The organism is Marinobacterium rhizophilum DSM 18822, assembly GCF_000378045.1.
Lineage (GTDB): Bacteria > Pseudomonadota > Gammaproteobacteria > Pseudomonadales > Balneatricaceae > Marinobacterium_A > Marinobacterium_A rhizophilum.
This window is the reverse complement of sequence record NZ_KB899089.1, coordinates 1-25,392: the sequence shown is the minus strand read 5'-3', so window position 1 is coordinate 25,392 and position 25,392 is coordinate 1. Positions and strand designations below refer to the sequence as shown.

22 protein-coding genes are annotated in these 25,392 nt (G+C 59.8%); 8 read left to right on the top strand and 14 right to left on the bottom strand.

The genetic code is table 11. The features are described from left to right. Positions 1 to 3 precede the first annotated feature (3 nt). The 11 genes from F451_RS26975 to F451_RS0100060 form a co-directional block, all read right to left on the bottom strand. Positions 4 to 717 (bottom strand): SDR family NAD(P)-dependent oxidoreductase, encoded by a 714-nt coding sequence (locus F451_RS26975; RefSeq protein ID WP_169434400.1) that lies wholly within the window; start codon positions 715 to 717, stop codon positions 4 to 6. Between the two features lie 57 nt (positions 718 to 774). Beyond that, positions 775 to 2,736: a putative bifunctional diguanylate cyclase/phosphodiesterase gene (locus F451_RS24370; protein ID WP_020679303.1), complete on the bottom strand. Its 1,962-nt coding sequence runs from the start codon at positions 2,734 to 2,736 to the stop codon at positions 775 to 777. Between the two features lie 29 nt (positions 2,737 to 2,765). Then, positions 2,766 to 3,272, bottom strand: a complete 507-nt coding sequence (locus tag F451_RS0100100) for a putative pterin-binding protein (RefSeq protein ID WP_020679302.1) — start codon at positions 3,270 to 3,272, stop codon at positions 2,766 to 2,768. Between the two features lie 303 nt (positions 3,273 to 3,575). After that, positions 3,576 to 4,847 carry a dihydroorotase gene (locus F451_RS0100095; RefSeq protein WP_020679301.1) on the bottom strand — a complete coding sequence of 424 codons (1,272 nt, stop codon included), beginning with the start codon at positions 4,845 to 4,847 and terminating at the stop codon, positions 3,576 to 3,578. A 32-nt stretch (positions 4,848 to 4,879) separates the two neighbouring features. Beyond that, entirely contained in the window at positions 4,880 to 5,878 is a 999-nt protein-coding gene (locus F451_RS0100090; protein WP_020679300.1) for an aspartate carbamoyltransferase catalytic subunit, read from the bottom strand. A gap of 14 nt (positions 5,879 to 5,892) precedes the next feature. After that, entirely contained in the window at positions 5,893 to 6,402 is a 510-nt protein-coding gene (gene pyrR / locus F451_RS0100085) for a bifunctional pyr operon transcriptional regulator/uracil phosphoribosyltransferase PyrR (RefSeq protein WP_020679299.1), read from the bottom strand. Then, positions 6,383 to 6,859 (bottom strand): Holliday junction resolvase RuvX, encoded by a 477-nt coding sequence (ruvX, locus tag F451_RS0100080; protein WP_020679298.1) that lies wholly within the window; start codon positions 6,857 to 6,859, stop codon positions 6,383 to 6,385. Before ruvX ends, pyrR begins: the two co-directional genes overlap by 20 nt. Before the next feature lie 183 nt (positions 6,860 to 7,042). Further along, on the bottom strand, positions 7,043 to 7,612 hold the full coding sequence (locus F451_RS0100075; RefSeq protein ID WP_020679297.1) for a YqgE/AlgH family protein: 570 nt from the start codon (positions 7,610 to 7,612) through the stop codon (positions 7,043 to 7,045). Between the two features lie 32 nt (positions 7,613 to 7,644). Further along, on the bottom strand, positions 7,645 to 8,622 hold the full coding sequence (locus F451_RS0100070; protein WP_026291382.1) for an energy transducer TonB: 978 nt from the start codon (positions 8,620 to 8,622) through the stop codon (positions 7,645 to 7,647). An 8-nt stretch (positions 8,623 to 8,630) separates the two neighbouring features. Next, positions 8,631 to 9,581 carry a glutathione synthase gene (gshB, locus tag F451_RS0100065; protein ID WP_020679295.1) on the bottom strand — a complete coding sequence of 317 codons (951 nt, stop codon included), beginning with the start codon at positions 9,579 to 9,581 and terminating at the stop codon, positions 8,631 to 8,633. A gap of 80 nt (positions 9,582 to 9,661) precedes the next feature. Then, positions 9,662 to 10,396 carry a 16S rRNA (uracil(1498)-N(3))-methyltransferase gene (locus tag F451_RS0100060; RefSeq protein WP_020679294.1) on the bottom strand — a complete coding sequence of 245 codons (735 nt, stop codon included), beginning with the start codon at positions 10,394 to 10,396 and terminating at the stop codon, positions 9,662 to 9,664. A gap of 402 nt (positions 10,397 to 10,798) precedes the next feature. Here F451_RS0100060 and F451_RS0100055 point away from each other — a divergent pair, with 402 nt between their 5' ends. The 4 genes from F451_RS0100055 to F451_RS0100040 all read left to right on the top strand — a co-directional run bounded on the left by F451_RS0100055 (position 10,799) and on the right by F451_RS0100040 (position 15,610). Further along, complete coding sequence (locus tag F451_RS0100055; RefSeq protein ID WP_020679293.1) at positions 10,799 to 12,355, top strand: ABC transporter ATP-binding protein; 1,557 nt, start codon at positions 10,799 to 10,801, stop codon at positions 12,353 to 12,355. Beyond that, positions 12,342 to 13,442 (top strand): ABC transporter permease, encoded by a 1,101-nt coding sequence (locus tag F451_RS0100050; protein WP_026291381.1) that lies wholly within the window; start codon positions 12,342 to 12,344, stop codon positions 13,440 to 13,442. The genes F451_RS0100055 and F451_RS0100050 overlap by 14 nt, the downstream gene beginning before the upstream one ends. A gap of 5 nt (positions 13,443 to 13,447) precedes the next feature. Further along, a complete protein-coding gene (locus F451_RS0100045; RefSeq protein WP_020679291.1) occupies positions 13,448 to 14,374 on the top strand; it encodes an ABC transporter permease in 927 nt (308 codons plus the stop codon). Positions 14,375 to 14,524: 150 nt separating this feature from the next. Continuing rightward, on the top strand, positions 14,525 to 15,610 hold the full coding sequence (locus F451_RS0100040) for a BMP family ABC transporter substrate-binding protein (RefSeq protein WP_020679290.1): 1,086 nt from the start codon (positions 14,525 to 14,527) through the stop codon (positions 15,608 to 15,610). 102 nt (positions 15,611 to 15,712) lie between these two features. On the opposite strand, the gene metK is transcribed toward F451_RS0100040, so the two are convergent. After that, positions 15,713 to 16,903 carry a methionine adenosyltransferase gene (gene metK, locus F451_RS0100035; protein ID WP_020679289.1) on the bottom strand — a complete coding sequence of 397 codons (1,191 nt, stop codon included), beginning with the start codon at positions 16,901 to 16,903 and terminating at the stop codon, positions 15,713 to 15,715. A 293-nt stretch (positions 16,904 to 17,196) separates the two neighbouring features. On the opposite strand from metK, the gene tkt reads away from it, so the two are divergent. The 4 genes from tkt to fba all read left to right on the top strand — a co-directional run bounded on the left by tkt (position 17,197) and on the right by fba (position 22,675). Further along, positions 17,197 to 19,191, top strand: coding sequence for a transketolase (tkt, locus tag F451_RS0100030; protein ID WP_026291380.1), 1,995 nt, complete (start codon positions 17,197 to 17,199; stop codon positions 19,189 to 19,191). A gap of 49 nt (positions 19,192 to 19,240) precedes the next feature. Further along, positions 19,241 to 20,260 carry a type I glyceraldehyde-3-phosphate dehydrogenase gene (locus F451_RS0100025; protein WP_020679287.1) on the top strand — a complete coding sequence of 340 codons (1,020 nt, stop codon included), beginning with the start codon at positions 19,241 to 19,243 and terminating at the stop codon, positions 20,258 to 20,260. Between the two features lie 54 nt (positions 20,261 to 20,314). Then, positions 20,315 to 21,481, top strand: a complete 1,167-nt coding sequence (locus F451_RS0100020; protein ID WP_026291379.1) for a phosphoglycerate kinase — start codon at positions 20,315 to 20,317, stop codon at positions 21,479 to 21,481. Positions 21,482 to 21,610: 129 nt separating this feature from the next. Continuing rightward, complete coding sequence (gene fba, locus F451_RS0100015; protein ID WP_020679285.1) at positions 21,611 to 22,675, top strand: class II fructose-bisphosphate aldolase; 1,065 nt, start codon at positions 21,611 to 21,613, stop codon at positions 22,673 to 22,675. Between the two features lie 84 nt (positions 22,676 to 22,759). Here fba and F451_RS0100010 read toward each other — a convergent pair whose 3' ends face one another. Both F451_RS0100010 and F451_RS0100005 read right to left on the bottom strand, forming a co-directional pair. Then, on the bottom strand, positions 22,760 to 24,238 hold the full coding sequence (locus F451_RS0100010; protein ID WP_020679284.1) for a mannitol dehydrogenase family protein: 1,479 nt from the start codon (positions 24,236 to 24,238) through the stop codon (positions 22,760 to 22,762). A 152-nt stretch (positions 24,239 to 24,390) separates the two neighbouring features. After that, the coding region (locus tag F451_RS0100005) for an ABC transporter ATP-binding protein (RefSeq protein ID WP_020679283.1) at positions 24,391 to 25,392 on the bottom strand (1,002 nt) is incomplete at its 5' end.

The following is a 25,392-nucleotide window of genomic DNA, read 5'->3' as shown; positions in this document are numbered from 1 at the left end:
GGGTCATATTTTTCCGATCGACCGGCCGCCATCTATTTTGATACTGCTGCCAGTAACAAACTGGTTATCGAGTATAAATCTTATGCCCTGGAGAATGGGCTCAAAACCGGACTCTCCTGGCAGTAGGGTTTGTTCGAGTACCGCCTTCTTTTCATCTTCCTTGTGGCTTGGCAGGAACATCAGGGGTCCCGGGGCGATACTGTTTACTCGAATACCGGGTGCATATTTTTTGGCAAAGGTTTTTGTCAGGTTATCCAGTGCCGCCTTTGTGCTGCAATAGAGTCCAAATTCCCGGTTGGGGTTATCGGCGTAGATATCCGTGATATGGACAATGCACCCGGGATGCGCCTCGTTGTATAAAAGTGGCTGGAGCGCTTCATTGAGATAGGCGGGGAGGCGCATATGTACCCGGTACAGTTCGTCGTAGAAGGCGCACAGGTCATCTTTATGGGCGGCGTCTTTCTCGAACAGGGATGCATTGTGTACCACCAGTGAGAGCGTCTCGTACTGTTTGCGAATGCAGTCGGCCGCTGCAGCCAGGGATGTTTCGCAACGGTAGTCGGTCAGTAAAATCTGCAGGTTTTCGCAGGCCAGTGCGTCAAGTTCGGCGCTGGCCTTGCGGGTGAGGGCAATCACCTTGCATCCCTGTTCCAAGAAAGCCTGGGTAAGATACAGGCCGAGCCTGCGGCTTGCGCCGGTAATTACTACGGTGTTCACTCGGATGGCCTCTGTGTCTTGTGTGTTAGTAGGCAGTTATACGCAGTGTTGCGCAAGTCAGCTCAGGTTTGGCACGGTCAGGGGACTGGATTGGGATTCGAGCAGCGTTTCGAAGCTAGCTGCCGATACCGGATGCGAAAACAGATACCCCTGTCCGTAATTGCACCCCATGGCGTTGAGCATGGCCTGCTGATTTTTCGTTTCGATACCTTCAGCGACCACCATAATACCCAGTTTGTGAGCCATTACGATGACGGCTTCACAGATGGCCAGATCGCTTGATCCCTGTTGCAGATTACCGACAAAGGATTTGTCTATCTTGAGGTAATCGATATCGAATTTCTTCAGGTAGGACATGGATGAATAACCCGTTCCGAAGTCGTCCAGCGATACTTCAATGCCCATCCCGCGAATAGCGACGAGGCGCTCGGCGCAGCTGGTATCAATGAGCAGGCTTTCTGTAATTTCGATGGCGAGGGCGTTGCCGGGAATCGCTGCAGACTTGAGGCTCCTGCGCCAGTGTTCCAGGTTGCCGGGATCGGCGCGCAGCTGCAGTGGGGAGGTGTTGATACTCAGCTGGAAGTCGGGCTGGTGCAGTGCTCGCCAGTGCTGTACCTGGTGGGCGGCCTCATGAAAGATCCAGTTTCCTATATCAACGATCAGGCCTGTTTCCTCCGCGGCCGGAATAAACTCCAGTGGGGTGATCAGGCCACGCTGCGGGTGCATCCAGCGGATGAGTGCTTCTGCTTTTTTAATTTTGCCGGTAGCAAGGTCAATAATGGGCTGGTAGTGCAGCTGAAACTGGTTGTTGGCCAAGGCGCTACGCAGGTCATTAATCAGGTGCATTTTGGCCTGGGCCAGTTCCTGCATGGAGGCGGTGAAGTAGTGATAGCGGTTGCGACCCTGTTCTTTGGCAACGTACATGGCCTGATCGGCGTTTTTGAGCAGCGCGTTTACGTCGCCGGCGTCGTCCGGGTAGAATGTAATGCCGATACTGGCTGACACAAAGGCTTCCCGTCCATCGAGCTCGAACGGGTTGCTGAGCGTTTTCAAGATCGCCTGACTGATGCCGGCGATGTTTGCGCTGCCGTCCAGATCGCTCAGGATAATGATGAACTCATCGCCACCCAGGCGGGCCACCGTATCAGAGTCGCGTACACAGTCACCGAGTCGCCGGGCGGCTTCCTGCAGCAGCTGGTCGCCGACTTCGTGCCCAAGGGTGTCATTGATATCCTTGAAATTGTCGAGGTCGAGAAAGAGCAACGCCAGGCGACCCTTGGCCCGGTGCGCCTTGCGGATTTCCTGCTCCAGCCGGTCATGGAACAGGCGCCGGTTGGGCAGGTTCGTCAGGGGATCGAAATTGGCCAGATCACTGAATTGTGTCCGGCTGGTCTGAAGCTGACTGATCTGGCGAATGACGATAAAAAAGAACAGCAATGTCAACGCCAGTTGAAACACTATCAGTCCGGTGCTGATGATGATCTGCTGTTGTACTTCGGTCGCGCGGTATTCTGCATGCAGTCCTGACTGGTGTACGGAAGCCAGCGACAGGTCATTGAGACGTGCCTGGATGGGTTCAAGTTGCTGCAGGATGCCGAGTATGGCGGTCCGATCAAGTGATGTTGGGGCCGTCGCGCCAAAGTAGGGGTCGACACTTGCCAGAAAATCATACAGGCGCTGCTGGGTTGTATCGTATTCGGTATGCTCGAGCAGCCGTTCTGCTGCCGGATTGAGCGCGAGGGTGTTGACGCGGCTGTAAAAAATGTCAAAGCGCAAGCGCAGTTGATCCATATCCATGGCGGATGGCCCAAAGGCCGCCGTGTAGAGTGCATTATTGAAGCGCAGCGCTTCGGATTGCAGTTGAAACACGTTCCAGCTGACAGTGCTCTCGCTGTATTGAACCGTACTGCTGAGTTGCCGACTATGGTGAAACTGCAGATACAGCACACTGGTAAACACCACCAGTAATGCGGCGCTGATCAGGATGAGCCCGTAGGTAACGCGCTTAGAGGACTGCATGCGTTATTGTCATTTTGGCGTTGGGCGGATTATTCGACATGGATGGCCTTTAGCTGCCATATAGACCGGTCATAGTACAGCTGTGACTGGGTTTCGCTATCAATATCAAAGGGATAGATAACGAAGAGCGGCCCCTTGTCGCGCACCGGCATGCTTTTGTCGTCCTTGTGGATAGCCACGATCAGGTTGAAGCGCGTGCTGTCCTCCACCGGGATAGTGACCTTGTAGTCATTGAGTGCGATCGCCGTGAGGGTTTCGCCGTCGGCGCCGACCCTGGCCAGGATGTCCCGCATCAGCGGGCCGGAAAACTTGTGCGGCTCCGGGAACCAGGGGGTGTCGGTGGTAAAGCTGTATTGTGGCAGGTGCTCAAGCATCGCCATGTTAAATACGTAAGTGTTGTCGCTGTTGGTATGGCTGATGGCGCCACTCAGGGTGAGTACCGCCTTGGCCGGTTGGGGCGTGTCATCGGCATGGCTCACAAACGAAGCCAACAGCAGCAGGCTGAGTGAAAGTACCAATCGACGGGCAGAATGCATATCAGTGCTCCTTAGCTGCAGGTCGTGAATCGAGCGCAACCTGCCGCGGCTGGTTGCGCGGGCAGGTTAGTGCCGACGGCCTGAGCTGGCAGATTAGGGGACGGTGACTAAAGTCTGAAAGGGCCTTGCCCGGGCGGGGCGTCAACCCATTTTGATGCGTTCAGCCTTGATCGTCCCTGAGTTAGGCAAGCCGTTTAAGACTAGAGCATTAAAGGGAAAAATCAATTCGCCGCTGTCGCGGTACAGGCCCCCCTTTTGACCCTGTGTCAGGGGCGGTACTGCGAGTCGCGGCGGCGCCTGGGGCTAGCGTTGAAACACGGTGTTGCCGCCCAGTAGCGTATGGGTTACCTGGCCATGGAGTTCGATCCCGTTGAAGGGAGTGTTGGTACCGCCGGAGCGGGTTGTTGTTGCCGATGGCGTCCAGCGCGCTGCCGGGTCGAATACGCAGATGTCCGCTGCGACACCCGGTTCGAGTGTGCCGGCCTGAATGCCGAGAATCCGGGCCGGCTCGCAGGTCAGTTTGGATATGAGTTGTGGTAGCTCCAGCAGGCCCTGCTCAACCAGCATCAGGCTCAATGACAGCAGTGTCTCCAATCCGGCCATCCCCGGCTCCGTGGCGGCAAAGGGGGCCTGTTTGGCGATAGGGTCATGGGGCTGATGGTCGGAACAGATTGCCTGAATACCATCGGCGAGCAGCGCCTGGCGCAGTCCGGCGCGGTCTAGCTGGCTGCGCAGTGGCGGGATGACATGGAAGTTGCTGTCAAATCCGTTCACATTGCTGTCACTGAGCAGCAGGTGGTGAATGGCGATATCGGCGCTCACGTTGAGACCCCGTTCGCGCGCCTCCATGATCATGCGCGCTGAACGCTCGCACGATATCTGGCCGAAATGCGCCCGGGCACCGGTTTGCTCAACCAGCATGAGGCAACGCGCAACTTCCACGGTTTCGGCGGCTTCCGGTATGCCTGCGAGGCCGAGCCGGGTGCTGGTCGTGTCGTCGTGCATGCAGCCAGTGGCCAGTTCCGCATCCTGGGCCTGGAACAGGACCAGCAGGTCGTGGGTAGCTGCATATTCAAGGCAGCGCATCAGCACCAGGCTGCTGCGAATGGGACGGCGGCTGTTGGTGAAGGCGATGCAGCCGGAGCTTGCCAGGGCGTGCATCGGTGAGAGCTGCTCGCCGGCGAGGCTCTGGGTCAGGGCGCCCATGGGCAGTATGCGTGTCTTGCCGGTCGCGCGGGCCTTGTCCTGAATCAGCTGTGCCACGGCGGGCGTGTCGACAATGGGGCTGGTGGTCGGCATCGCCACGAGGGTGGTGATGCCGCCTGCGGCCGCAGCGCTGCTTTCCTGGGCGATGCTTCCCTTATGGGTCGCTCCGGGTTCGCGTACGTGGGCACAGAGGTCGATCAGCCCGGCGCACACGACCTGTCCGGTTGCATCCAGCGTGCTGTCCGGCGCAAAACCTGCGGGTGCCTCGCCAAGGGCAGCAATAGTGCCATTACTGATATACAGGTCGCAGACCTTGTCCAGTGACTGGCTCGGGTCGATCACACGGCCACCGGCTATCTTGATGTTCATCGAGTGTGTTCCTGTTGCGGTCAGTGGGCGGGCTAGGCCGGTTGCTGGGTCTGTTTCTCGACCACCTGGCCGCTCATGGCCATGGACATTACCGCCATGCGCACGGCGATGCCATTGGTCACCTGGTCGAGTATCAGGGAGCGCGGGCCGTCGGCAATGGCGGATTCTATTTCGACACCGCGGTTGATCGGGCCTGGATGCATGACAACGGCATCGGGATGGGCGTAGGCCAGCTTCTCGGTGGTCATGCCATACAGTTTGTAGAATTCGGACTCGCTGGGCAGCAGGGCGCTGTTCATTCGCTCCTTCTGCAGGCGCAGCATCATGATGACATCAACATCCTTCAGCCCCTGGCGCATATCGGTGAACACCTTGACGCCCATGGCCTCGATATGGCGTGGCAACAAGGTCTTGGGCGCAATTACGCGGATTTCGCTGGCGCCCAGGGTGCGCAGTGCATGGATCTGCGAGCGGGCCACGCGAGAATGAAGAATGTCTCCGACAATGGCAAATGTCAGCGGCTCGAAGTTGCCCTTGTGGCGGCGGATGGTCAGCATGTCGAGCATGGCCTGGGTCGGATGTGCATGGCGCCCGTCACCGGCGTTGATAACGGCCACATGGGGCGTCACCTGGCTGGCGATAAAGTGGGCGGCGCCGCTGTCAGCATGGCGTACCACAAACATGTCGGAATGCATGGCTTCCAGTGTCATCAGGGTATCTTTAAGGGTTTCGCCCTTGGATGTGGAAGACGTGCTGATATTGAGGTTGAGTACATCGGCAGACAGGCGCTTGGCAGCCAGTTCAAAGGTGCTCAGCGTGCGGGTGCTGGCTTCGAAGAACAGGTTGACCACGGTGCGACCGCGCAGCAGGGGCATTTTTTTGATCTGCTTGGCGCCCATGTCGACGAAGGAATCTGCGGTGTCGAGAATTTCGGTCAGCAGTTCACGGGACAGGCCCTCGGTCGTGAGAAAATGCCGCAACTGACCGCTGCTGTTGAGCTGAATCCGGTTGGGATCGATTTGTTCAAACATGATGTCGGCCCGAATCAGGTACGTTGACGAATGGTGAGTTCCAGTGGCTGCGGGCCACTGAGCTTGACGACCTGGTTGGGGCCCAGTACAAGGGTGCCGCCCACGACGTCAGCCTGCACCGGCAGTTCACGGCGCTGCAGGTCCAGCAGGGTCACCAGGATGACCGAGGCCGGCCGGCCGTAGTCGAACAGCTCGTTGAGGGCGGCACGCACGGTGCGCCCAGACATAATCACGTCATCCACCAGGACAATGTGGCGGCCTTCGGTATCGCCCTGTAGCTGGGAAGGCTGCACGCTGGGGTTGAGGCCCTTCTTGGTGAAATCGTCACGGTAGAACGAAATATCCAGGATGCCGATCGGTTCCTCCAGGGCCAGCTGCTGCTGCAGGCGCTCGGCCAGCCACACTCCGCCGGTACGAATACCCACGATAAGCGGGTTGTTGATCTGGCGCTGTTCCAGCATGGATTTTAGTTGCTTGCCCATGTTGTCGAGCAGGGCGTCGACACTAAGGTTGTCCGATGTCATAGAGGTCCTCCAGTCGTGACTGGCTGGGAATACGTTGCTCGCTGGCAAACCAGCTTTCGAGAATCAGTTGTGCGGCTATACCGTCCACCGATTCCTTTTTGTAGTTGTTACCGCCGCCGGCAGCGTGATGAATGGCCTTGGCTTCGCGCGTACTCAGGCGTTCATCCATCAAATAGCTGGGCAGCCGGTAGCGCTCATGCAGCCGGTTGGCGAACTTGCGGGCCCGGCGTGCCATATCGCTGATCGAGCCATCCATGTTCAACGGAATGCCGACCACCAGGGCGTCCGGGGACCACTCCTGTACGACCCGGTCTATCTGGCTCCAGTCGGGAATGCCGTCACGTGCGCTGACCGGTGCGATGGCAGTGGCGGTACCGGTTAGAGTCTGACCCACGGCGACCCCTATACGGGTGGTTCCGAAGTCAAAGGCTAGTGCCTGAAGGCAGTCTGGGCTCATTCAATTCGCAGTCTGTGCTGGCCCGCAGGGGCGGTGAGAAGGTCCGGCGGATACGCTGCATGCGGGGCCGGAATCGCGCCCCATTATAGCCAAGTTGACGCAACAACTTAACAGCCCGTTGGGAGAGTCGCCGGGATCGGATTGGAACGTTGGCTGCGTGGCGCGTTGATTCGACTGAGCCGCTCAGGCGTGGCCGGCTTGGGCGGTGAGCAGATCGAGGTTGATACCCAGCGTGGATGCCGCGGCATGCAGGCGCTGCTCGGCGGGAAGTTTGAACAGAATATCCAGGCTGGCCGGGCAGCTAAGCCAGGCATTTTCACTGATTTCGCGTTCCAGCTGCCCGGCGCCCCAGCCGGCATAGCCCAGTGCGATCAGTGCATCCGGTGTACCCTTGCCGCTGGCAATGTCTTCGAGAATATCAATGGAGGTCGTGAGGCAGACGTTATCGGTTACCTGGTAGGTGGCCAGCCAGGGGCTGTCCTGGGCGCGGTGCAGCACGAAACCGCGCTCGCCCTGGACCGGGCCGCCGGCGTACACCTGGCGATTATCCACAACCTGCAGGTCGTCGTCGGTCTCCAGATGATTGAGCAGAGCATCCAGGCGCAGATCGAGCGGGCGGTTAATGACGATGCCCATGGCGCCATATTCGCTGTGGTCACAGATGTACGTCACGGTATGCTCGAAATGGGCATCGTGCATGTGCGGCATCGAGATCAGAAAATGGTCGCGCAGACTGCTGGGCTTAATAGACATCGGCGTGCATCGCTAGGAGGTTCACCTAAGGCTTAGTACAGCCGGGTCTGATTCTCAAACTTCCAGGTTCGAATTATTTCAAGTTCGTCGGTGGTTTTGCGCATTTCCACCGGGAAAGCCTGAAAAGGTGCGGCCAGCTCTACGATGTGCACAGCGGCATCATCAAGCACCTTGTAGCCAGAAGACTGCAGTACTTCTATTTTTTTGACACTGCCATCTGGCCGGATGGCGACCAGCAGGCGAAGGCTGCCATAGATACCCTGTCTGCGGGCTTCGGTGGGATAGTGGTCATTGCCGTAGCGTTCGATTTCGCGGCGCCAGTTATCCAGATAGGCCGCATCGCTCCCCTTGAGTGTGGCGGCGGAGGTAAGGCGCCGTATTCTGGGCTTTTTGGCAAACTGTTCCTGCTGCAGGTCTAGTCGTGCCTGCAGGCTCGCTATTTCAAGGCTGCGAGCCAGCAGGGACGTCGACACGCCGGGGGTTGGGGGCGGCGATGCGGCTTTGGCCGCGGCGGGCTGACTGCTCTGCTTCTGTTTGGCTGGCGCCTGGGTGGTAACGACTTGCTGTGGTTTGGGTGTGGCCTTAACGGGCTGGGGTTGGGCTATTTCCGTTACCGGCGCGGGCGTTGGTACAGGCTCGGGTGCAACATCCTGGACGGTTGGCAGCGGCAGACTTTGCTGTCTGGCCTGCTGTTGCTGCTCGTTGCTGTGGAAAGGGGCATCTTCGAGTGTCGACGGCGCGCGCTTTGTCTCGGCCGTGCCGCTGCCCAGCTGGTTGGCCTGGGCGATGAAGTCGGCCTCCTTGGGGGCTTGCGCCGATTCGAAGCGCGCCAGGGTGATATCCAGCGTCTTGCGGGGCGGCTTGTACTCCGCGGTTGAGAAACTGATGCCCAGTAACAAAATGGCGTGGACGGCGATGGCCATGAACAGGGTAAAGCCAAACCGATCCATAATGCCCACCGCCGGCGCAGGGCCGGTGGCGGTTGGGATCGGGGTGGTGAGTCTGTTCAAGGTGCGACTCAGGCCTTGAGCTTGCGCTCAATGGCATCCATCAGTTGCATGCCGATGTCGAGCCCGAACTGGTTATCGAGCTCGCGAATGCAGGTTGGGCTGGTGACATTTATCTCGGTGAGGTAGTCACCGATGACATCCAGGCCGACAAACAGCAAGCCCTGGGCACGCAGTGTCGGACCGACCTGTTCACAGATCCAGCGATCGCGGGCGGTCAGCTCGCGACCCTCTCCGGAACCGCCAGCGGCCAGGTTGCCGCGGGTTTCGCCCGCCATGGGAATGCGCGCCAGGGCATAGGGTACCGGCTCGCCGTCGACCATCAGGATGCGCTTGTCGCCGTTGACGATCTCGGGAATGTATTTCTGCGCCATGATGGTCTCACGGCCATCCTTGGTCAGGGTTTCGATGATGACGCCGAGGTTCACGCCGTCGTCCTGGATGCGGAATATCTGGCTGCCACCCATGCCGTCGAGCGGCTTGAAGATCACGTCCCGGTGTTCGGCGTGGAACTGGCGCAGCAGGTCGTCGCGGCGTGTCACCAGTACCGGCGGGCAGCACTGGGGGAAATGGGTGGCAAACAGCTTCTCGTTGAAGTCGCGGAGCTGCTGTGGCGGGTTGACCACCAGAACACCCAGCTTTTCGGCCTGCTCCAGCAGATGGCTGCTGTAGACGTACTCGTTGTTGAACGGTGGGTCCTTGCGCATCAGGATAACGTCCAGCTCCGCCAGTGGCGTGTTGCTGTATTCGCCCCGGGTAAACCAGTTGTCCGGATCCATGGCGACACTCAGCGGTGCCATGGCGGCCAGCACCTGGCCGTCGCGGGAGTACAGGTGCTGCTGTTCCATGTAGTACAGCTCCCAGCCTTTTTGCTGGGCGGCCCAGAGCATGGCCAGGGAACTGTCTTTCTTGAAATTGATGGACTCGATGGGGTCCATGACGATGCCAACCTTGATGGACATGCGGTGGTGCATCCTGTGTAAACCGATTGATAGGGCAAGTGTACCGATGGATGACGGTGGCAGCCAGCCTTGCGACGGATTCAGCTGGCGCTCAAATCCCCCCAGTGACTTTGCAGAATGGCCTGGGCGACCACCGGTGCGGTTTCCGTGCGCAGTACCCTTGGCCCCAGTGCAACGGGCTGAAAACCGGAGGCAATGGCGAGCTCTACTTCGGCTTCGGTCAGGCCGCCCTCCGGGCCGATCAGCAGGGCGATGGAGGCGGGCCTGGGCAGGTCGCCCAGGGGCCGGGCGCTGTGATGATGCAGGACCAGCTTAAGGTCCGCTTCGACGCTGCCAACCCAGTGCGCCAGCGCTTCTGGCGCATCCAGCTGCGGAATGGTACAGCGCAGGCTTTGCTCGCAGGCGCTGATGGCCACCTGCTGCCAGTGCCGCAGGCGCTTGTCCTGGCGTTCGCTGTTGAGTTTGACCTCGCAGCGTTCTGAAAACAGTGGTGTCATGCGTGCCATGCCCAGCTCGGTGGCTTTTTGCACCGCATAGTCCATGCGTTCACCCCGCGACAGGGTCTGTCCCACATGAATCTGCAGTGGGCTGTCCCGGCCGGGTGTTTCGCTGCTGTCGATGCGCACCTGCAGGCTGCGCTTGTCGACCTCAAGCACTGTGGCGAGAAATTCCCGGCCATCACCATTAAACAGCATGACCTGATCGCCCGCACGCATGCGCAGGGTACGGGCCAGGTGTTGCACGTTGTTGTCACCCAGCTGCACAGTGTCGCCGGGGTTCATGGGCTGGGGTTCATAGCAGCGCGGAATACGCATCCGGCAGGGCTCCGTGGGAATTTTAAAACGGGCATTATGCCACAAGGTGGCCATTGTGCTGCCTTGATCTGGCGTCCACCGCGAAGCGGTTGACTGGCACGCCATGCCCGTTTGTGAGCACCGGGCAGAGTCTGTGTGCATTTTTGTCGCGCAGCGCCCGTGGCGGTCAATGCGGGGCCATCGGTGGGTGGCTAATCTGAAGTTGACTATAGGGTCAGAAAGCAGCAGGCTTCCAGCATCGACCCTGATGCAGGGTCGAGTGTTGCAGTTGATTTTATGCCGAGACTGGCACGGCGGTTGCTGAACATGGGGGAAGCCTGCTGCGCCAAGAGACGGCATGACGGCACGAGATGATCTATTCTCAGTGCGCGCAACCTGATAGCGCCATGACGGAACAACCTTATGACGACAGCACAACCGCAGCCCAGGCTGTCCCTGCGCAATATAAGCAAGCGTTTTCCCGGCGTGCTCGCTAATGATCGCGTCTGCCTGAATCTGTATCCGGGCGAGATACACGCCATGCTGGGTGAAAATGGCGCCGGCAAAAGCACGCTGATGAAAATGATTTATGGCGTTATGAAGCCCGATGAAGGCGAGATTCTCTGGCAGGGACTACCGGTTGATATCGCTGAGCCTGCCCAGGCCCGTGCGCTGGGTATTGGCATGGTATTCCAGCACTTTGCGCTGTTCGAGACCCTGAGTGTGACGGAGAACATTGCCCTCAGCCTGCCGGCCCGCGAGGCCCGTGACCTGAAAGCGCTGGGCCGGCGTATTCGCGAGGTGTCCGAGCGCTACGGAATGGCGCTTGAGCCTGACCGGCTGGTGCACTCGCTGTCCATCGGGGCGCGCCAGCGGGTCGAGATCGTGCGCTGTCTTATACAGGACATCAAGCTGCTCATTCTGGATGAACCCACCTCTGTACTGACGCCGCAGGAAGTCGAGGGGCTGTTTCAAACGCTGAAGCAGTTGGCGGCAGAAGGCTGCTGTATTCTGTTTATCAGTCACAAGCTCAATGAAGTGCGGGCCTTATGCCATAACGCCACCATCCTGCGCGGCGGCCGGGTAACCGGCGAGTGCAAACCGGCCGAGGAAAGCGCGCAGAGCATTGCACGCATGATGGTGGGGGAAGACACGCCCATCAGTACCACCTATGAAAAACGCCAGGGGGGCGACGACTTTCTGGTGGTCAGGAACCTGTCGCTGGATAGCCCGGATCCGTTTGGCACGCGGTTGAAGAACATCAACCTGCGGGTGCGCAAGGGGGAGATTGTCGGCATTGCCGGTGTTGCCGGTAATGGTCAGGATGAGTTGCTGGCCGCGCTCAGCGGCGAACGCCTGGCGGAGGAGGCCGGCCAGATTAGCATGCCCGCGGGGCGCATCGCGCTGTTACCGCCGTTGCAGCGGCGCAACCAGGGGTTGGCCTTCGTGCCGGAGGAACGGCTGGGACGCGGTGCCGTGCCGGACATGAGCCTGGAGGAAAACGGCCTGCTCACGGCCTTTGGTGCCGGGCTGGTTAAAAACGGCTTTGTTAACTGGGGTAAAACGCGGGCCTTTGCGCGCAGCATCGTTGATGACTTCAGGGTCAAGTGTGCTGGCATAGGTGCCACTGCACAGAGCCTTTCCGGCGGCAATCTGCAGAAGTTCATTATCGGGCGTGAAATCCGCCAGAACCCCTCCTTGCTGCTGGCTGCGCATCCGACCTGGGGCGTGGACATCGGCGCGGCCGTGGCGATTCACAAGGCGCTCATCGAGCTGCGGGATGCCGGAACGGCGATCCTTATCGTGTCGGAGGATATCGACGAACTTTTTCAAATATCCGATCGCATTTGTGCCATCTGCCATGGCGAGTTGTCGCCATTAAAGGCGGTGCGCGATACCAGTATTGATGAGGTAGGACAGTGGATGGCCGGACACTTTGACGATGGCGCCGAGCGGGAGAATGCGCATGCTCAGGATTGAAAAGCGGCCGGTCGAATCCCGCCTGATGGGATACCTCTCGCCGGTTCTGGCGGCCGTGCTGACACTGGTGTCAGGGGCCCTGCTGTTCCTGCTGCTGGGGCAGAGTCCGGCTGAGGGGCTGCATGCCTTTTTTATCATGCCGGTGAGTGACTTGTACGGCCTGTCGGAACTGGGTGTCAAGGCCGCGCCGATTCTGCTTTGCGCCATGGGGCTGGCGGTCTGTTATCGCGCCAAGGTATGGAATATCGGCGCCGAAGGGCAGCTGCTGTTTGGCGCCCTGATTGGCAGCTGGGCCGCGCTGCAGTTTTTGCACACCGAGAGCGCCTGGGCCTTGCCACTGGTGCTGCTGGCGGGGGCGCTGGGAGGCATGTTCTGGGGGCTGATACCGGCGCTGCTGCGCACCCATTTCAATACCAATGAGATTCTCACCACCATTATGCTCAACTACATCGCACTCAATGTGCTGCTGTACGGTGTGCATGGGCCGCTGAAGGATCCGGAGGGTTATAATTTTCCCGAGTCGGCGCTGTTTTCGGATTCGACGTTGCTGCCGACCCTGCTGGAGGGCACGCGGGTGCATATCGGTGTGCTGTTTGCGCTGCTGGCGGTGGCGGTGGTCTGGGTACTGCTGAGTCGCACTTTCATCGGTTTCCAGATTCGCGTGCTGGGTCTCGATGCGCGGGCAGCCCATTATGCGGGCTATCACGAGAAACGGCTGGTGATTTTTGTGCTGCTGCTGTGCGGCGGTCTGGCAGGTCTTGCCGGTGTGCTGGAGGTGACGGGCCCCATTGGTCAGCTGGTGCCACAGGTATCACCCGGTTATGGCTATGCTGCGATTATCGTGGCTTTTCTGGGGCGTCTGCACCCGCTGGGCATCTTGCTGGCCAGCCTGCTAATGGCGCTGGTCTACATGGGCGGAGAAATGGTGCAGATCGAACTGGGGCTTCCCCAGGCGCTGACCGGGCTGTTCCAGGGCATGTTGCTACTTTATCTGCTGGCTTGCGATTTCCTGATTCACTATAGAGTCCGCTGGGGTGACCGCGCCGCGGTTACGAAGTCTGCCGCCACTGCATCCCAGGGAGCCTGACCGATATGGATATGGATTTTGTGATTAACGTGCTCTACGCCATGATCCGCACCGGCACGCCGCTGCTTATCGTGGCGCTGGGTGAACTGATATGCGAGCGCTCCGGTGTGCTGAATTTGGGGCAGGAAGGCATGATGCTGGTGGGCGCGGTGTGCGGCTTTATGGTTGCGCTGACCACGGGCAGCCTGGTACTGGGGGTACTGGCCGCGATGTTGGCCGGTTGCCTGATGTCGCTGCTGTTCGCTGTGGTGGCGCTGGGTCTGAGTGCAACCCAGGTGGCGACCGGGCTGGCCCTGACGATTCTGGGTGCGGGGCTCAGTGCCTTTGTCGGCGAAAGCTTTGTCGGTCAGACGCTGCAGGGCTTCAAGGCGCTGCCCGTTCCCTTTCTAAGCGATATACCGCTGCTCGGGCCTTTGCTGTTCAACCATGATGTGCTGGTATACCTGTCCTTCGGACTCTTTGCCGGCGTGATCTGGTTCCTGCGCAGCACCCGGGCGGGTCTTATACTCAAGGCCATCGGCGAAACGCCGGAGTCGGCCACCGCGGTGGGCCTGCCGGTGATGCGGGTGCGCTACCTGGCGGTGCTGTTTGGCGGAGCCATGGCGGGGCTGGCCGGCGGCTATCTGTCGCTGGCCTATACGCCGCTCTGGGCCGAGGGCATGACCGCTGGTCGAGGCTGGATTGCGCTGGCACTGGTGGTTTTCGCCAGCTGGCGCGCAGAAAGGGTGATGTTCGGTGCCTACCTGTTTGGCCTGGCCAGTATTCTGCATCTGATTGTGCAGGGCATGGGAGTCAGCATTTCGTCAAATCTGCTGGCCATGCTGCCCTATGTGGTGACCATCCTGGTGCTGGTGCTGCTGTCGAGCAACAGTGCCAGGGTTCGGCTGTACGCGCCGATGTCTTTGGGTAAGCCTTTTCATCGCACCCAGTAACGGGGTGAAGGGGTTTGTTACGAGTCGGTATGAGAGTACCGAGCAGTTAAGCTGAGGCGCAAAATTACGCCCGATTTTCAGCGGCCATAATCAAGCAGGCAGGAACACCTGCTTGATTGCCAGGTAAATAACGACAGGAGAGTGGGATCTATGGCAATGCAATTGGGAACTCTGGTTCGCACGGTCTCGGCGCTGGTACTGGCCGCTATGGTATCCGGTGCGGCACTGGCCAAGGAGCCGCTGAAGGTGGGCTTCGTTTATATTGGGCCGACCGGCGATGCGGGTTACACCTATGCCCATGACAAGGGCCGCAAGTACATGGAGGAAAAGCTGGGCGACCAGGTGACATCAACCTACGTCGAAAACGTCGCCGAGGGCGCGGACTCCGAGCGTGTGATTCGTCAGTTGGCCAAGAGCGGTCACGAGCTGATTTTCACAACGTCCTTCGGTTACATGAATCCGACCCTGAAGGTGGCCAAGCAGTTTCCCAAAGTGGCCTTCGAACACGCCACCGGCTACAAGCGCGCTGCCAACGTGGGCACTTACATGGGGCGCATCTATGAGTCGCGCTACCTGACAGGGGTGATAGCCGGCAAGATGACCAAGAGCAATGTGGTGGGCTACGTGGGTTCCTTCCCGATTCCGGAAGTGGTGCGTGGCATCAATGCCTTCACTCGGGGGCTGCGCAGTGTCAATCCCGAAGCCACCGTTAAAGTGGTCTGGGTCAGCTCCTGGTATGACCCGGCGAAAGAGCTCGAGGCCGCCGAGAGTCTGATTCTGCAGGGTGCCGATGTGATTAGCCAGCATACCGATTCCGCGGGCCCGATTCAGGCGGCCGAAGCCAAGGGTGTCTATGCCTTTGGCCACAACTCCGACATGTCGCTGTACGGCAAGAAAGCGCACCTGAGTGCGTCAGTGTTCAACTGGGGCCCGTTGTACGAGGCCAAGGCGCGGGCTGTGATTGATGGCAGCTGGAAGGCGGAGGACGTCTGGCTGGGTCTGTCGGCGGGGTACGTGGATATCGCGCCCATGAGTGATGCGGTCCCGGCTGATGTGCAGAGCCTGGTCATAGATCTCAAGCAGCAGATCGTCGATGGCACGCTACACCCCTTTGCAGGGCCTGTGAAAAATCAGGCCGGTGATCTGGTGGCGGCAGAGGGCGAGGTGCTGTCCGACAAGGAGCTGCTGTCGATGGGCTACTACGTTGAGGGTGTCGAAGGCGAGTTACCGAAATAACCGCCACCGCCGTCGGGCCCGCAGTTTAAATACGCCATGCATAAAAAAGGGGCTGCCAATGGCAGCCCCTTTTTTGTGCCGACGCTTGTCGGCGATTCCGTATCAGAGACCGGCGTCGGCGCGCAGTGCGTCAGCCTTGTCGGTGCGCTCCCACGTGAACGCGGTGAACGTGTCGTTGCCGACCGTCATCTCGTAAGGGTCGCGGCCGAAGTGCCCGTAGGCCGCGGTGGCCTGGTACATCGGGTGCAGCAGGTCGAGCATGCGGGTAATGGCGAACGGACGCAGGTCGAAGTGTGCACCGACCAGCTGGATGATCTTTTCATCGGAGATCTTGCCGGTGCCAAAGGTGTTGATGGACACCGAAGTGGGCTCGGCCACGCCGATGGCGTAGGACACCTGGATCTCGCAGCGATCAGCGAGGCCCGCGGCGACGATGTTCTTGGCAACGTAACGGCCGGCGTAAGCGGCGGAACGGTCGACCTTGGACGGGTCCTTGCCGGAGAATGCGCCACCACCGTGACGGGCCATACCGCCGTAGGTATCAACGATGATCTTGCGACCGGTGAGGCCACAGTCGCCAACCGGACCGCCGATAACGAATTTGCCGGTCGGGTTGATGTGGAATTTGGTGTCGCGGCTGATCCATTCGGCCGGCAGGACGTGCTTGATGATCAGCTCCATCACCGCTTCGCGCAGGTCTTCCTGGTGAACTTCCGGGTTGTGCTGAGTGGACAGTACGACCGCGTCAATGCCACAGGGCTTGCCGTTTTCGTAACGGAAGGTGACCTGGGACTTGGCATCCGGACGCAACCAGGGCAGCAGACCTGAACGGCGTGCTTCGGCCTGGCGTTCAACCAGACGGTGGGCATAGGTAATCGGCGCCGGCATCAGTACGTCGGTGTCATTGGAGGCGTAGCCGAACATCAGGCCCTGGTCGCCAGCGCCCTGATCTTCGGGGCGGGAGCGGTCAACGCCCTGGGCGATATCAATGGACTGCTTGCCAATGATGTTGATGACGCCGCAGGTTTCGCCGTCGTAGCCCACATCGGAAGAGGTGTAGCCGATCTTGCAAATGACGTCACGGACGAGGTTCTCCAGATCGATCCAGGCACTGGTGCTGATTTCGCCGGACACGATGGCGACACCGGTCTTGACCATGGTCTCGCAGGCCACGCGGGCGTATTTGTCTTCAGCAATGATGGAATCAAGTACTGCGTCGGAAATCTGGTCCGCAATCTTGTCCGGATGACCTTCAGACACGGATTCGGAAGTGAACAAGCCGTATTCGCTCATCTCAGCTATGCATCCTCTTTTTCAGGGGTAAAACAAACAGGAAACCGTGCCAGACTGGCCAGGCAATTTCATAATTGCGCGCATTTTACCGGCGATGGATGCAAAAAGCATGACGGATGCCGGCGTTTTTAATGAAATTTTCCTGGATTCAGATGAAATTACCTCATTCAGAGCTAAAAAAGATCGATTCCCATTTGATGCTGACGAGCAACTAAGCGAAAATTACGCCTTTCAAAATTTCAGTCCTCCACACTCTCTTACTTGTTCGGGTCTAAATCCCAGGAGTTGTTTTAATGTCCTCTCGCAGAGAACTTGCCAACGCCATTCGTGCGCTGAGTATGGACGCTGTCCAGAAAGCGAAATCCGGTCACCCCGGAGCGCCCATGGGCATGGCGGATATCGCCGAAGTGCTTTGGAACGATTTTCTGAAACATAGCCCGACTAACCCGCAGTGGTTCGATCGTGACCGTTTCGTACTGTCCAACGGTCATGGCTCCATGCTGGTTTACTCGCTGCTGCACCTGACCGGTTACGACGTCAGCATCGAGGACATCAAAAACTTCCGTCAGCTGCACTCCAAAACGGCAGGCCATCCCGAGTATGGCTACTGCCCGGGCGTTGAAACCACGACCGGCCCGCTGGGCCAGGGCGTCTCCAACGCCGTCGGTTTTGCCATCGCCGAGAAAACACTGGCGGCGCAGTTTAACCGTGACGGCCACGACATCATTGATCACTTCACCTATGCCTTCATGGGCGATGGCTGCATGATGGAAGGTATCTCCCATGAGTCCTGCGCCCTGGCAGGTACCCTGGGTCTTGGCAAGCTGATCGCGTTCTGGGATGACAACGGCATCTCCATCGATGGCGAAGTGGAAGGCTGGTTCACCGACGACACGCCCAAGCGTTTTGAAGCCTACGGCTGGCAGGTCATCGCCGGTGTCGATGGGCATGACCCGGATCAGATCCGTGCCGCCATCGAACAGGCCCAGGCCAACACCGAACAGCCGACCCTGATCTGCTGCAAGACCATCATCGGTTTTGGTTCCCCCAACAAGGAAGGCAAGGAAGACTGCCACGGTGCGCCGCTGGGCGAAGATGAGATTGCCCTGACCCGTGCACGTCTGGGCTGGTCCCATGGCCCGTTCGAAGTACCGCAGGACATTTACGACGACTGGGATGCCCGCGAGGCAGGCAGCCTTGCCGAAAACGAGTGGAACAGCCGTTTTGCCGCCTACCGTGCCGAGTTCCCGGAACTGGCCGACCAGCTGCTGCGTCGCATCAGCGGCGATCTGCCGGCGGACTTTGCCGAGAAAGCCGACGCCTGGATTCAGGAAGTGGCTGACAAGGGCGATACCATTGCTTCGCGCAAGGCGTCCCAGAATGCCCTTAATGCGTTTGGTCCCATGCTGCCTGAGCTGCTCGGCGGCTCGGCGGATCTGGCCGGCTCCAACCTGACTATCTGGTCCGGTGCCAAGGGTGTCAGCAAGAACGACGCCAACGGCAACTATCTGTTCTACGGCGTGCGCGAATTTGGCATGTCGGCCATCATGAACGGCATTGCGCTGCACGGCGGCTTCATTCCCTATGGCGCCACCTTCCTGGTGTTCATGGAATATGCCCGCAACGCCCTGCGTATGGCGGCGCTGATGAAGCAGCGTGCGATCCACGTCTATACCCACGACTCCATCGGTCTGGGTGAAGATGGTCCGACGCATCAGCCGGTCGAGCAGATCTCCAACCTGCGCCACACACCGAACATGAGCCTGTGGCGTCCGTGTGATGCGGTGGAATCCGCAGTGGCCTGGAAGTCTGCGCTGGAGCGCACCGATGGCCCGAGCGCGCTTATTTTCTCGCGTCAGAACCTGCCGCACCAGGCCCGTAGCGCCGAGCAGCTCGCCAATGTTGCCAAGGGTGGCTACATTCTGCGTGACTGTGCCGCTCAGCCCGACGTTATCCTGATCGCTACCGGGTCCGAAGTGGGTCTGGTCATGGATGCCGCTGAAGTGCTGAGTGCTGAAGGCAAGCAGGTACGGGTCGTTTCCATGCCGTCCACTGATCGCTTTGAAGCCCAGGATGCGGCCTACCGCGAGTCGGTTCTGCCGGCCCAGGTCAGCGCCCGTGTGGCGGTGGAAGCGGCCCAGGCAGACTACTGGTACAAGTATGTTGGCCTTAACGGCGCGATCGTCGGCATGCGCAGCTTCGGCGAATCGGCCCCGGCTGGCGAACTGTTCAAGTACTTCGGCTTTACCGTCGAAAATGTCGTCGATACCGTGAAATCGATACTTTAACTGCTCCAGGGCCGGCTTTTGCCGGCCTTGCCTTTGGCATCGGATGTCGATGAAATATCGCGTTGCAATCAACGGTTATGGCCGTATCGGGCAGTGTGTACTGCGTGCCATCTACGAGTGCGGCTTTCGCCGTGACTTCGAGGTGGTGGCGCTGAATGAGCTGTCGGATATCGAGACGGTCAGCTATCTGACACGCTATGACACCACCCACGGGCGTTTTCCGTTGCCGGTGTCCCATGATGGTCAGAATCTGCTGATTGATGGCGACCGGATTCGAGTGCTCAATGAGCCGGACCCGCGCAACCTGCCCTGGCGCGAACTGCAGGTGGATCTGGTGCTGGAGTGTTCCGGCGCCTTCAAGGACCGGCACAATGCCGAACTGCACCTGGCCAAGGGCGCGCGCAGGCTGCTGTTTTCACAGCCTGCCACGGCGGATGTGGATGCCACCATCGTTTACGGGCTGAATCAGCAGTTGCTGCAGGCCTCTCAGACAGTGGTATCGGCGGCGTCCTGCACAACCAACTGCGTGGTGCCGGTGCTGGACTTGCTGGATCGTGAATTTGGCATTGTGAGTGGCGTGACCACCACCATTCACTCGGCGATGAACGACCAGCCGGTCATCGACAGCTATCACCAGACAGATCTGCGCCTGACCCGCAGTGCACTGCAGTCGATCATTCCGGTCGATACCGGGCTTGATCGCGGCATCGACAGATTGCTGCCACACTTGGCCGGGCGTTTTGAGTGTCTGCATCTGCGCGTGCCGACCATCAATGTGTCGGCCATGGATCTGTCGATCAACGTGCGGCGCGAAACCTCTGCCGAGGAGGTTAATGCCTTGATGCGTGCCGGTGCCAATGGCGCTTTGCAGGGATTGCTCGGCTATACCGAGGAGCCGCATGCGTCGGTGGACTTCAACCGTGATCCGCGTTCCGGCGTGTTTGACGGTACCCAGACCCGGGTTGTTGGCGGCACCCTGCTGAAGATGTTGTGCTGGTTCGACAATGAATGGGGCTTTGCCAACCGAATGATGGATGTCGCACGGCACTGGCTCAACTGCCGTGACTGAGCGCCTGATACGATTTACAGCTTTTTAATTACTCAAGCATAGGTAGGACAATCAATGAGCGTACTGAAAATGACGGATCTTGATCTGGCCGGAAAACGCGTCCTGATCAGGGAAGATCTCAACGTGCCCGTCAAGGACGGCCAGGTCACATCGGATGCGCGCATTCGAGCGGCACTGCCGACTCTGGAGCTTGCGCTCAAAGCCGGTGCCAAGGTCATGGTGATGTCCCACCTGGGGCGGCCGACCGAAGGCGAGTACAACGAAGAGTATTCGCTGGCACCGGTAGCGGCCCATGTCGGCAAGCTGCTGGGTCGCAGCGTACCGCTGATCAAGGACTGGGTCGACGGTGGCTTTGAGGTGGCTGAAGGCGAGCTGGTCCTGCTTGAAAACGTGCGTTTCAATGCCGGTGAAAAGAAGGACGATGAAGCCCTGTCACGCAAGATGGCAGCGCTGTGCGATGTTTATGTGATGGATGCCTTCGGTACCGCGCACCGGGCCCAGGCGTCGACCCATGGTGTCGCCCGCTTTGCGCCAGAAGCCTGCGCCGGTCCGCTGTTGGCCGGTGAGCTGGAAGCGCTGGGCAAGGCGCTGCAAAGCCCGGCCCGTCCGCTGGCAGCGATCGTCGGTGGCTCCAAAGTCTCCACCAAGCTGGAAGTGCTGAATTCGCTGTCTGACAAGGTCGATCAGCTGATCGTCGGCGGTGGCATCGCCAATACCTTCCTGGCGGCTGCTGGCAAGCCGGTGGGCAAGTCGCTGTGTGAGCACGACCTGATTCCGGTGGCCAAGGCGCTGATGGAGCGGGTCTCCATTCCGCTGCCGGTGGATGTCGTAGTGGCAACCGAGTTTGCTGAAACTGCCACCGCGACCGTCAAGCTGGTGGATGATGTTGCCGCCGATGACATGATTCTGGACATTGGCCCGCAGTCCGCTGCGGCCCTGGCCGAATTGCTCAAAAGCGCGGGCACCATTATCTGGAACGGCCCGGTAGGGGTGTTTGAGTTCGACCAGTTTGGCGAAGGCACCAAGACCCTGTCGCTGGCGATCGCCCAGAGTCAGGGCTTCTCCATTGCGGGCGGTGGCGACACCCTTGCGGCAGTGGACAAATATGGTATCGCCGATCAGGTCTCCTACATCTCCACCGGTGGTGGCGCTTTCCTTGAGTTCGTCGAAGGGAAAGTACTGCCGGCCGTCGCGATGCTGGAATCGCGCAGCGGCGTCTGAATTATCCGCGCCCGCGGACGGGCCGATACACTGGTGTGTCGGTCACTGATCCGTGCGGCTGGGAATTGAATTGAATCCGAGTTGCCGCCTGAGGCGGCAACTCCATGAACTGAAATGAAGGGTAACCTAATGGCTCTCATCTCCATGCGTCAGCTGCTGGACCATGCCGCCGAATTCGGCTATGGCATTCCAGCCTTTAACGTCAACAACCTGGAACAGATGCGCGCCATCATGGAAGCGGCTGCCAAGACCGACTCTCCGGTGATCGTGCAGGCGTCTGCCGGTGCTCGCAAATACGCCGGCTCCAACTTCCTGCGCCACATGATTCTGGCTGCGATCGAAGAATTTCCGCATGTTCCGGTGTGCATGCACCAGGATCACGGCACTTCTCCCGCGGTCTGCCAGCGTTCCATCGCCATGGGCTTTTCGTCCGTGATGATGGACGGCTCCCTGGGTGAAGACGGCAAGACGCCGACCAGCTACGAATACAACGTCGACGTGACCCGTCGTACCGTCGAGATGGCCCACGCCTGCGGCGTGTCGGTGGAAGGTGAGCTCGGCTGCCTGGGTTCGCTCGAAACCGGTCAGGCCGGTGAAGAAGACGGCATCGGTGCCGAAGGCATCCTGACCCATGACCAGATGCTGACCGACCCGGATGAAGCCGCGGACTTTGTGAGCAAGACCAACGTGGACGCCCTGGCCATTGCCTGCGGGACTTCCCACGGTGCCTACAAGTTCAGCCGCCCGCCCACTGGGGATATCCTGGCCATTGACCGCATCAGGGCGATCCATGAGCGTATTCCGGGCACTCACCTGGTCATGCACGGTTCGTCCTCGGTTCCCCAGGAATGGCTGGCGGTGATCAACGAATTCGGTGGCGAGATTCCGGAAACCTACGGTGTGCCGGTAGAGCAGATCGTTGAAGGCATCAAGTACGGCGTGCGCAAGGTCAATATCGATACCGACCTGCGTCTGGCCTCCACCGGTGCAGTGCGTCGCTTCCTGGCGCAGAACCCGTCCGAGTTTGATCCGCGCAAATTCCTCAAGGCCACCATGACGGCCATGAGCGATATCTGTGTGGCCCGCTACGAAGCCTTCGGCACCGCCGGCAATGCGAGCAAGCTGCGCGCAGTGTCGCTGGAAGACATGGCTACGCGCTACGAGCGTGGCGAGCTGAATGCCAAGGTGAACTAAACCCTCATCGGGTGATGAAAAAGGCGACCTTCGGGTCGCCTTTTTGCGTTGTGCGCTCCCTTGGAGCGTCTTTGCAGGCGGGACTCAGGCCGCCTGGCTGATCTGCTCCAGCGTTGCGGCAACGCCCTGTTCCTGCAGTTGCTGCAAGGCTGTATCAACGGCGGCAGCAAGGTTTGGTGCATGCTGCAGTTGCTGGCCGAAGATCTCCTCCAGTGCCAGAAAGCGACCGCCAAGCCCGCTGGGTTGGGCGGTGGCGACCCGCAGCAGGTCGGCTAACGGATCTTCCACCGGGTAGCCGGTTTCAGGTTGTTGTGCCCGATGCAGATAGAGCGCCCAGCTCGCCAGGATCAGGCCAAAGCGCTCGATGGGGGCACCAGCTCCGAGGCGTTGTTCCAGCGTCGCCAGGATGAACTTGGGAATCTTGCTGGAACCGTCCATGCACAAGCGGCTCAGCTGGTCGCCAATGCGCGGATTGGAGAAGCGCTCGATCAGGGTATCCTTGTACTGCTCCAGGTTAATGCCCTCGACGGGGCTCAGGGTCGGAGTGACATCAAGATCCATAAAGCGGCGGATAAAGCTGTTCAACCCCGCGTCCTGCATGACTTCGTGGCTGTAGCGATAGCCCGCCAGGTAGCCCAGGTAGCTCATGGCCGAATGGCTGGCATTCAGCAGCCGCATCTTCATCTCTTCGTAGGGCGCCACGTCCCGGGTGAACTGCACGCCGACCTTTTCCCAGGCTGGGCGGCCGTTGCAGAAATCATCTTCCATGACCCACTGAATGAACGGTTCGCATACCACCGGCCAGGCATCGTCAATGGCGGCAGTTTGCTGCAGCAGTTGTTTGTGTGCAGCGGTGGTGATGGGCGTAATGCGATCGACCATGCTGTTGGGGAAGCTGGCGTGGGCGGCAATCCAGTCGGCCAATGACTGATCATGTTGGCTGGCAAAGGCGAGCAGGGCGCTGCGGGCCTTGTTGCCGTTGTGGGGCAGATTGTCACAGGACATCAGCGTAAAAGCGGACAGGCCCTGATCGCGTCGTGCTGCCAGAGCGGCGGTGAGGTAACCGAAGACGCTGCGCGGTGACTGCGGGTTTGCCAGGTCATGTACGATATCAGGGTGGTCAAAATTGAACGCACCGCTGTGATCGTCCAGCAGGTAGCCGCCTTCTGTAATGGTCAGGGAGACGATGCGCGTTTCGGGCGAAGCCAGCTTTTCCAGCACGGCGGCGGGGTTGTCAGGTGCAAACAGGAAGTTGCAGATGGCGCCAATGACCTCTACGCGAGGCTGTTCAGCCTGTCCCAGTTCCATAAGGCTGTAAAGGTAATCCTGCCCGCTAAGTGCAGTCTGCATCGCACGGTCGCTTTCGCGCAAACCGATGCCGCAGATGCCCCAGTCCGGATCTTCCGTCAGGCGCAGCAGGCGCTCGGTATAGACGGCCTCATGCGCGCGGTGAAAGCCCCCGACGCCGATGTGCACGAGGCCATGGCGCAATGCCTGGCGAGGGTAGGTGGGGTGGGTTATGTGTTCGCCCAGCTGAGCGATCGTGTCATTGTTAAGTTTCACAAGGATCACCAGGGATGTACCAGATCGTCAGGAACCTGCGCAGAACAGGCGGCGGCTAACGAGTCTGGATTGGGTGCGATAAAAAGCCGCTGTGCCTGGCGTACCAGGCGCAGCGGGTGGCTGACGCCAAAACTTTTGCTGTGACGCTTGTCTCAGGCAGCCTGGGCCGGCGTGCGCGGACGCGGGATGGTCTTGCCGTTGGCATCGAACAGGTGCGCCTGCGACAGGTCTGGAATCAGTCCGGCCTCCTGACCGTAATCGCCAGCAAAGTCACCCGGTGCCCGTACGGTCAGGCTTTCACCGTTGCGCAGGGTGATATAGCAGTAGGTGTCGGCGCCCAGGTGCTCGGTGACATCCAGCGTAACCTTGAACGGACTGGCATCGCTGCCGACCACGTCGATGTTTTCCGGCCGAATACCGAAGGTGACCTCGTCACCCGCCTTGAGGCCGGTGGCCTGGTGGGGCAGCTGATATTCCGGGCCGCAGTCCAGCGCCACGGTGACACCGGCGTTGCCGACATCCTTGACGCGGCCTTTGAGGAAGGCCATTTTCGGCGTACCGATAAAGCCCGCCACGAACTGGTTCACCGGGTGGTGATACAGCTCCAGCGGAGAGCCCACCTGTTCGACACGGCCGGCGTTGAGCACCACCACCTTGTCGGCCAGGGTCATGGCCTCGACCTGATCGTGGGTCACGTAGATCATGGTGGCGTTGAGCTCCTTGTGCAGCCGCGCCAGTTCGAGGCGCATCAGCACGCGCAGCGCGGCATCGAGGTTGGACAGCGGCTCGTCGAACAGGAACACCTTGGGGTTGCGCACGATGGCGCGGCCGATGGCCACGCGCTGGCGCTGGCCGCCGGACAGGGCCTTGGGCTTGCGCTCCAGCAAGGGGCCGAGTTCCAGTACCTTGGCGGCGTCCTCGACCTTGCGCTGGACTTCGGCCTTGTCGATGCCGGCCAGATCGAGGGCGAAGGACATGTTCTTGCGCACGCTCATGTGCGGATAGAGGGCGTAGGACTGGAACACCATGGCCAGGTCGCGCTTGGCCGGTGCCACGTCGGTGATGTCACGGTCATCCAGAAAGATATGACCGCTGGTGACTTCCTCGAGTCCGGCGATCAGGCGCAGCAGGGTCGATTTGCCGCAGCCCGAGGG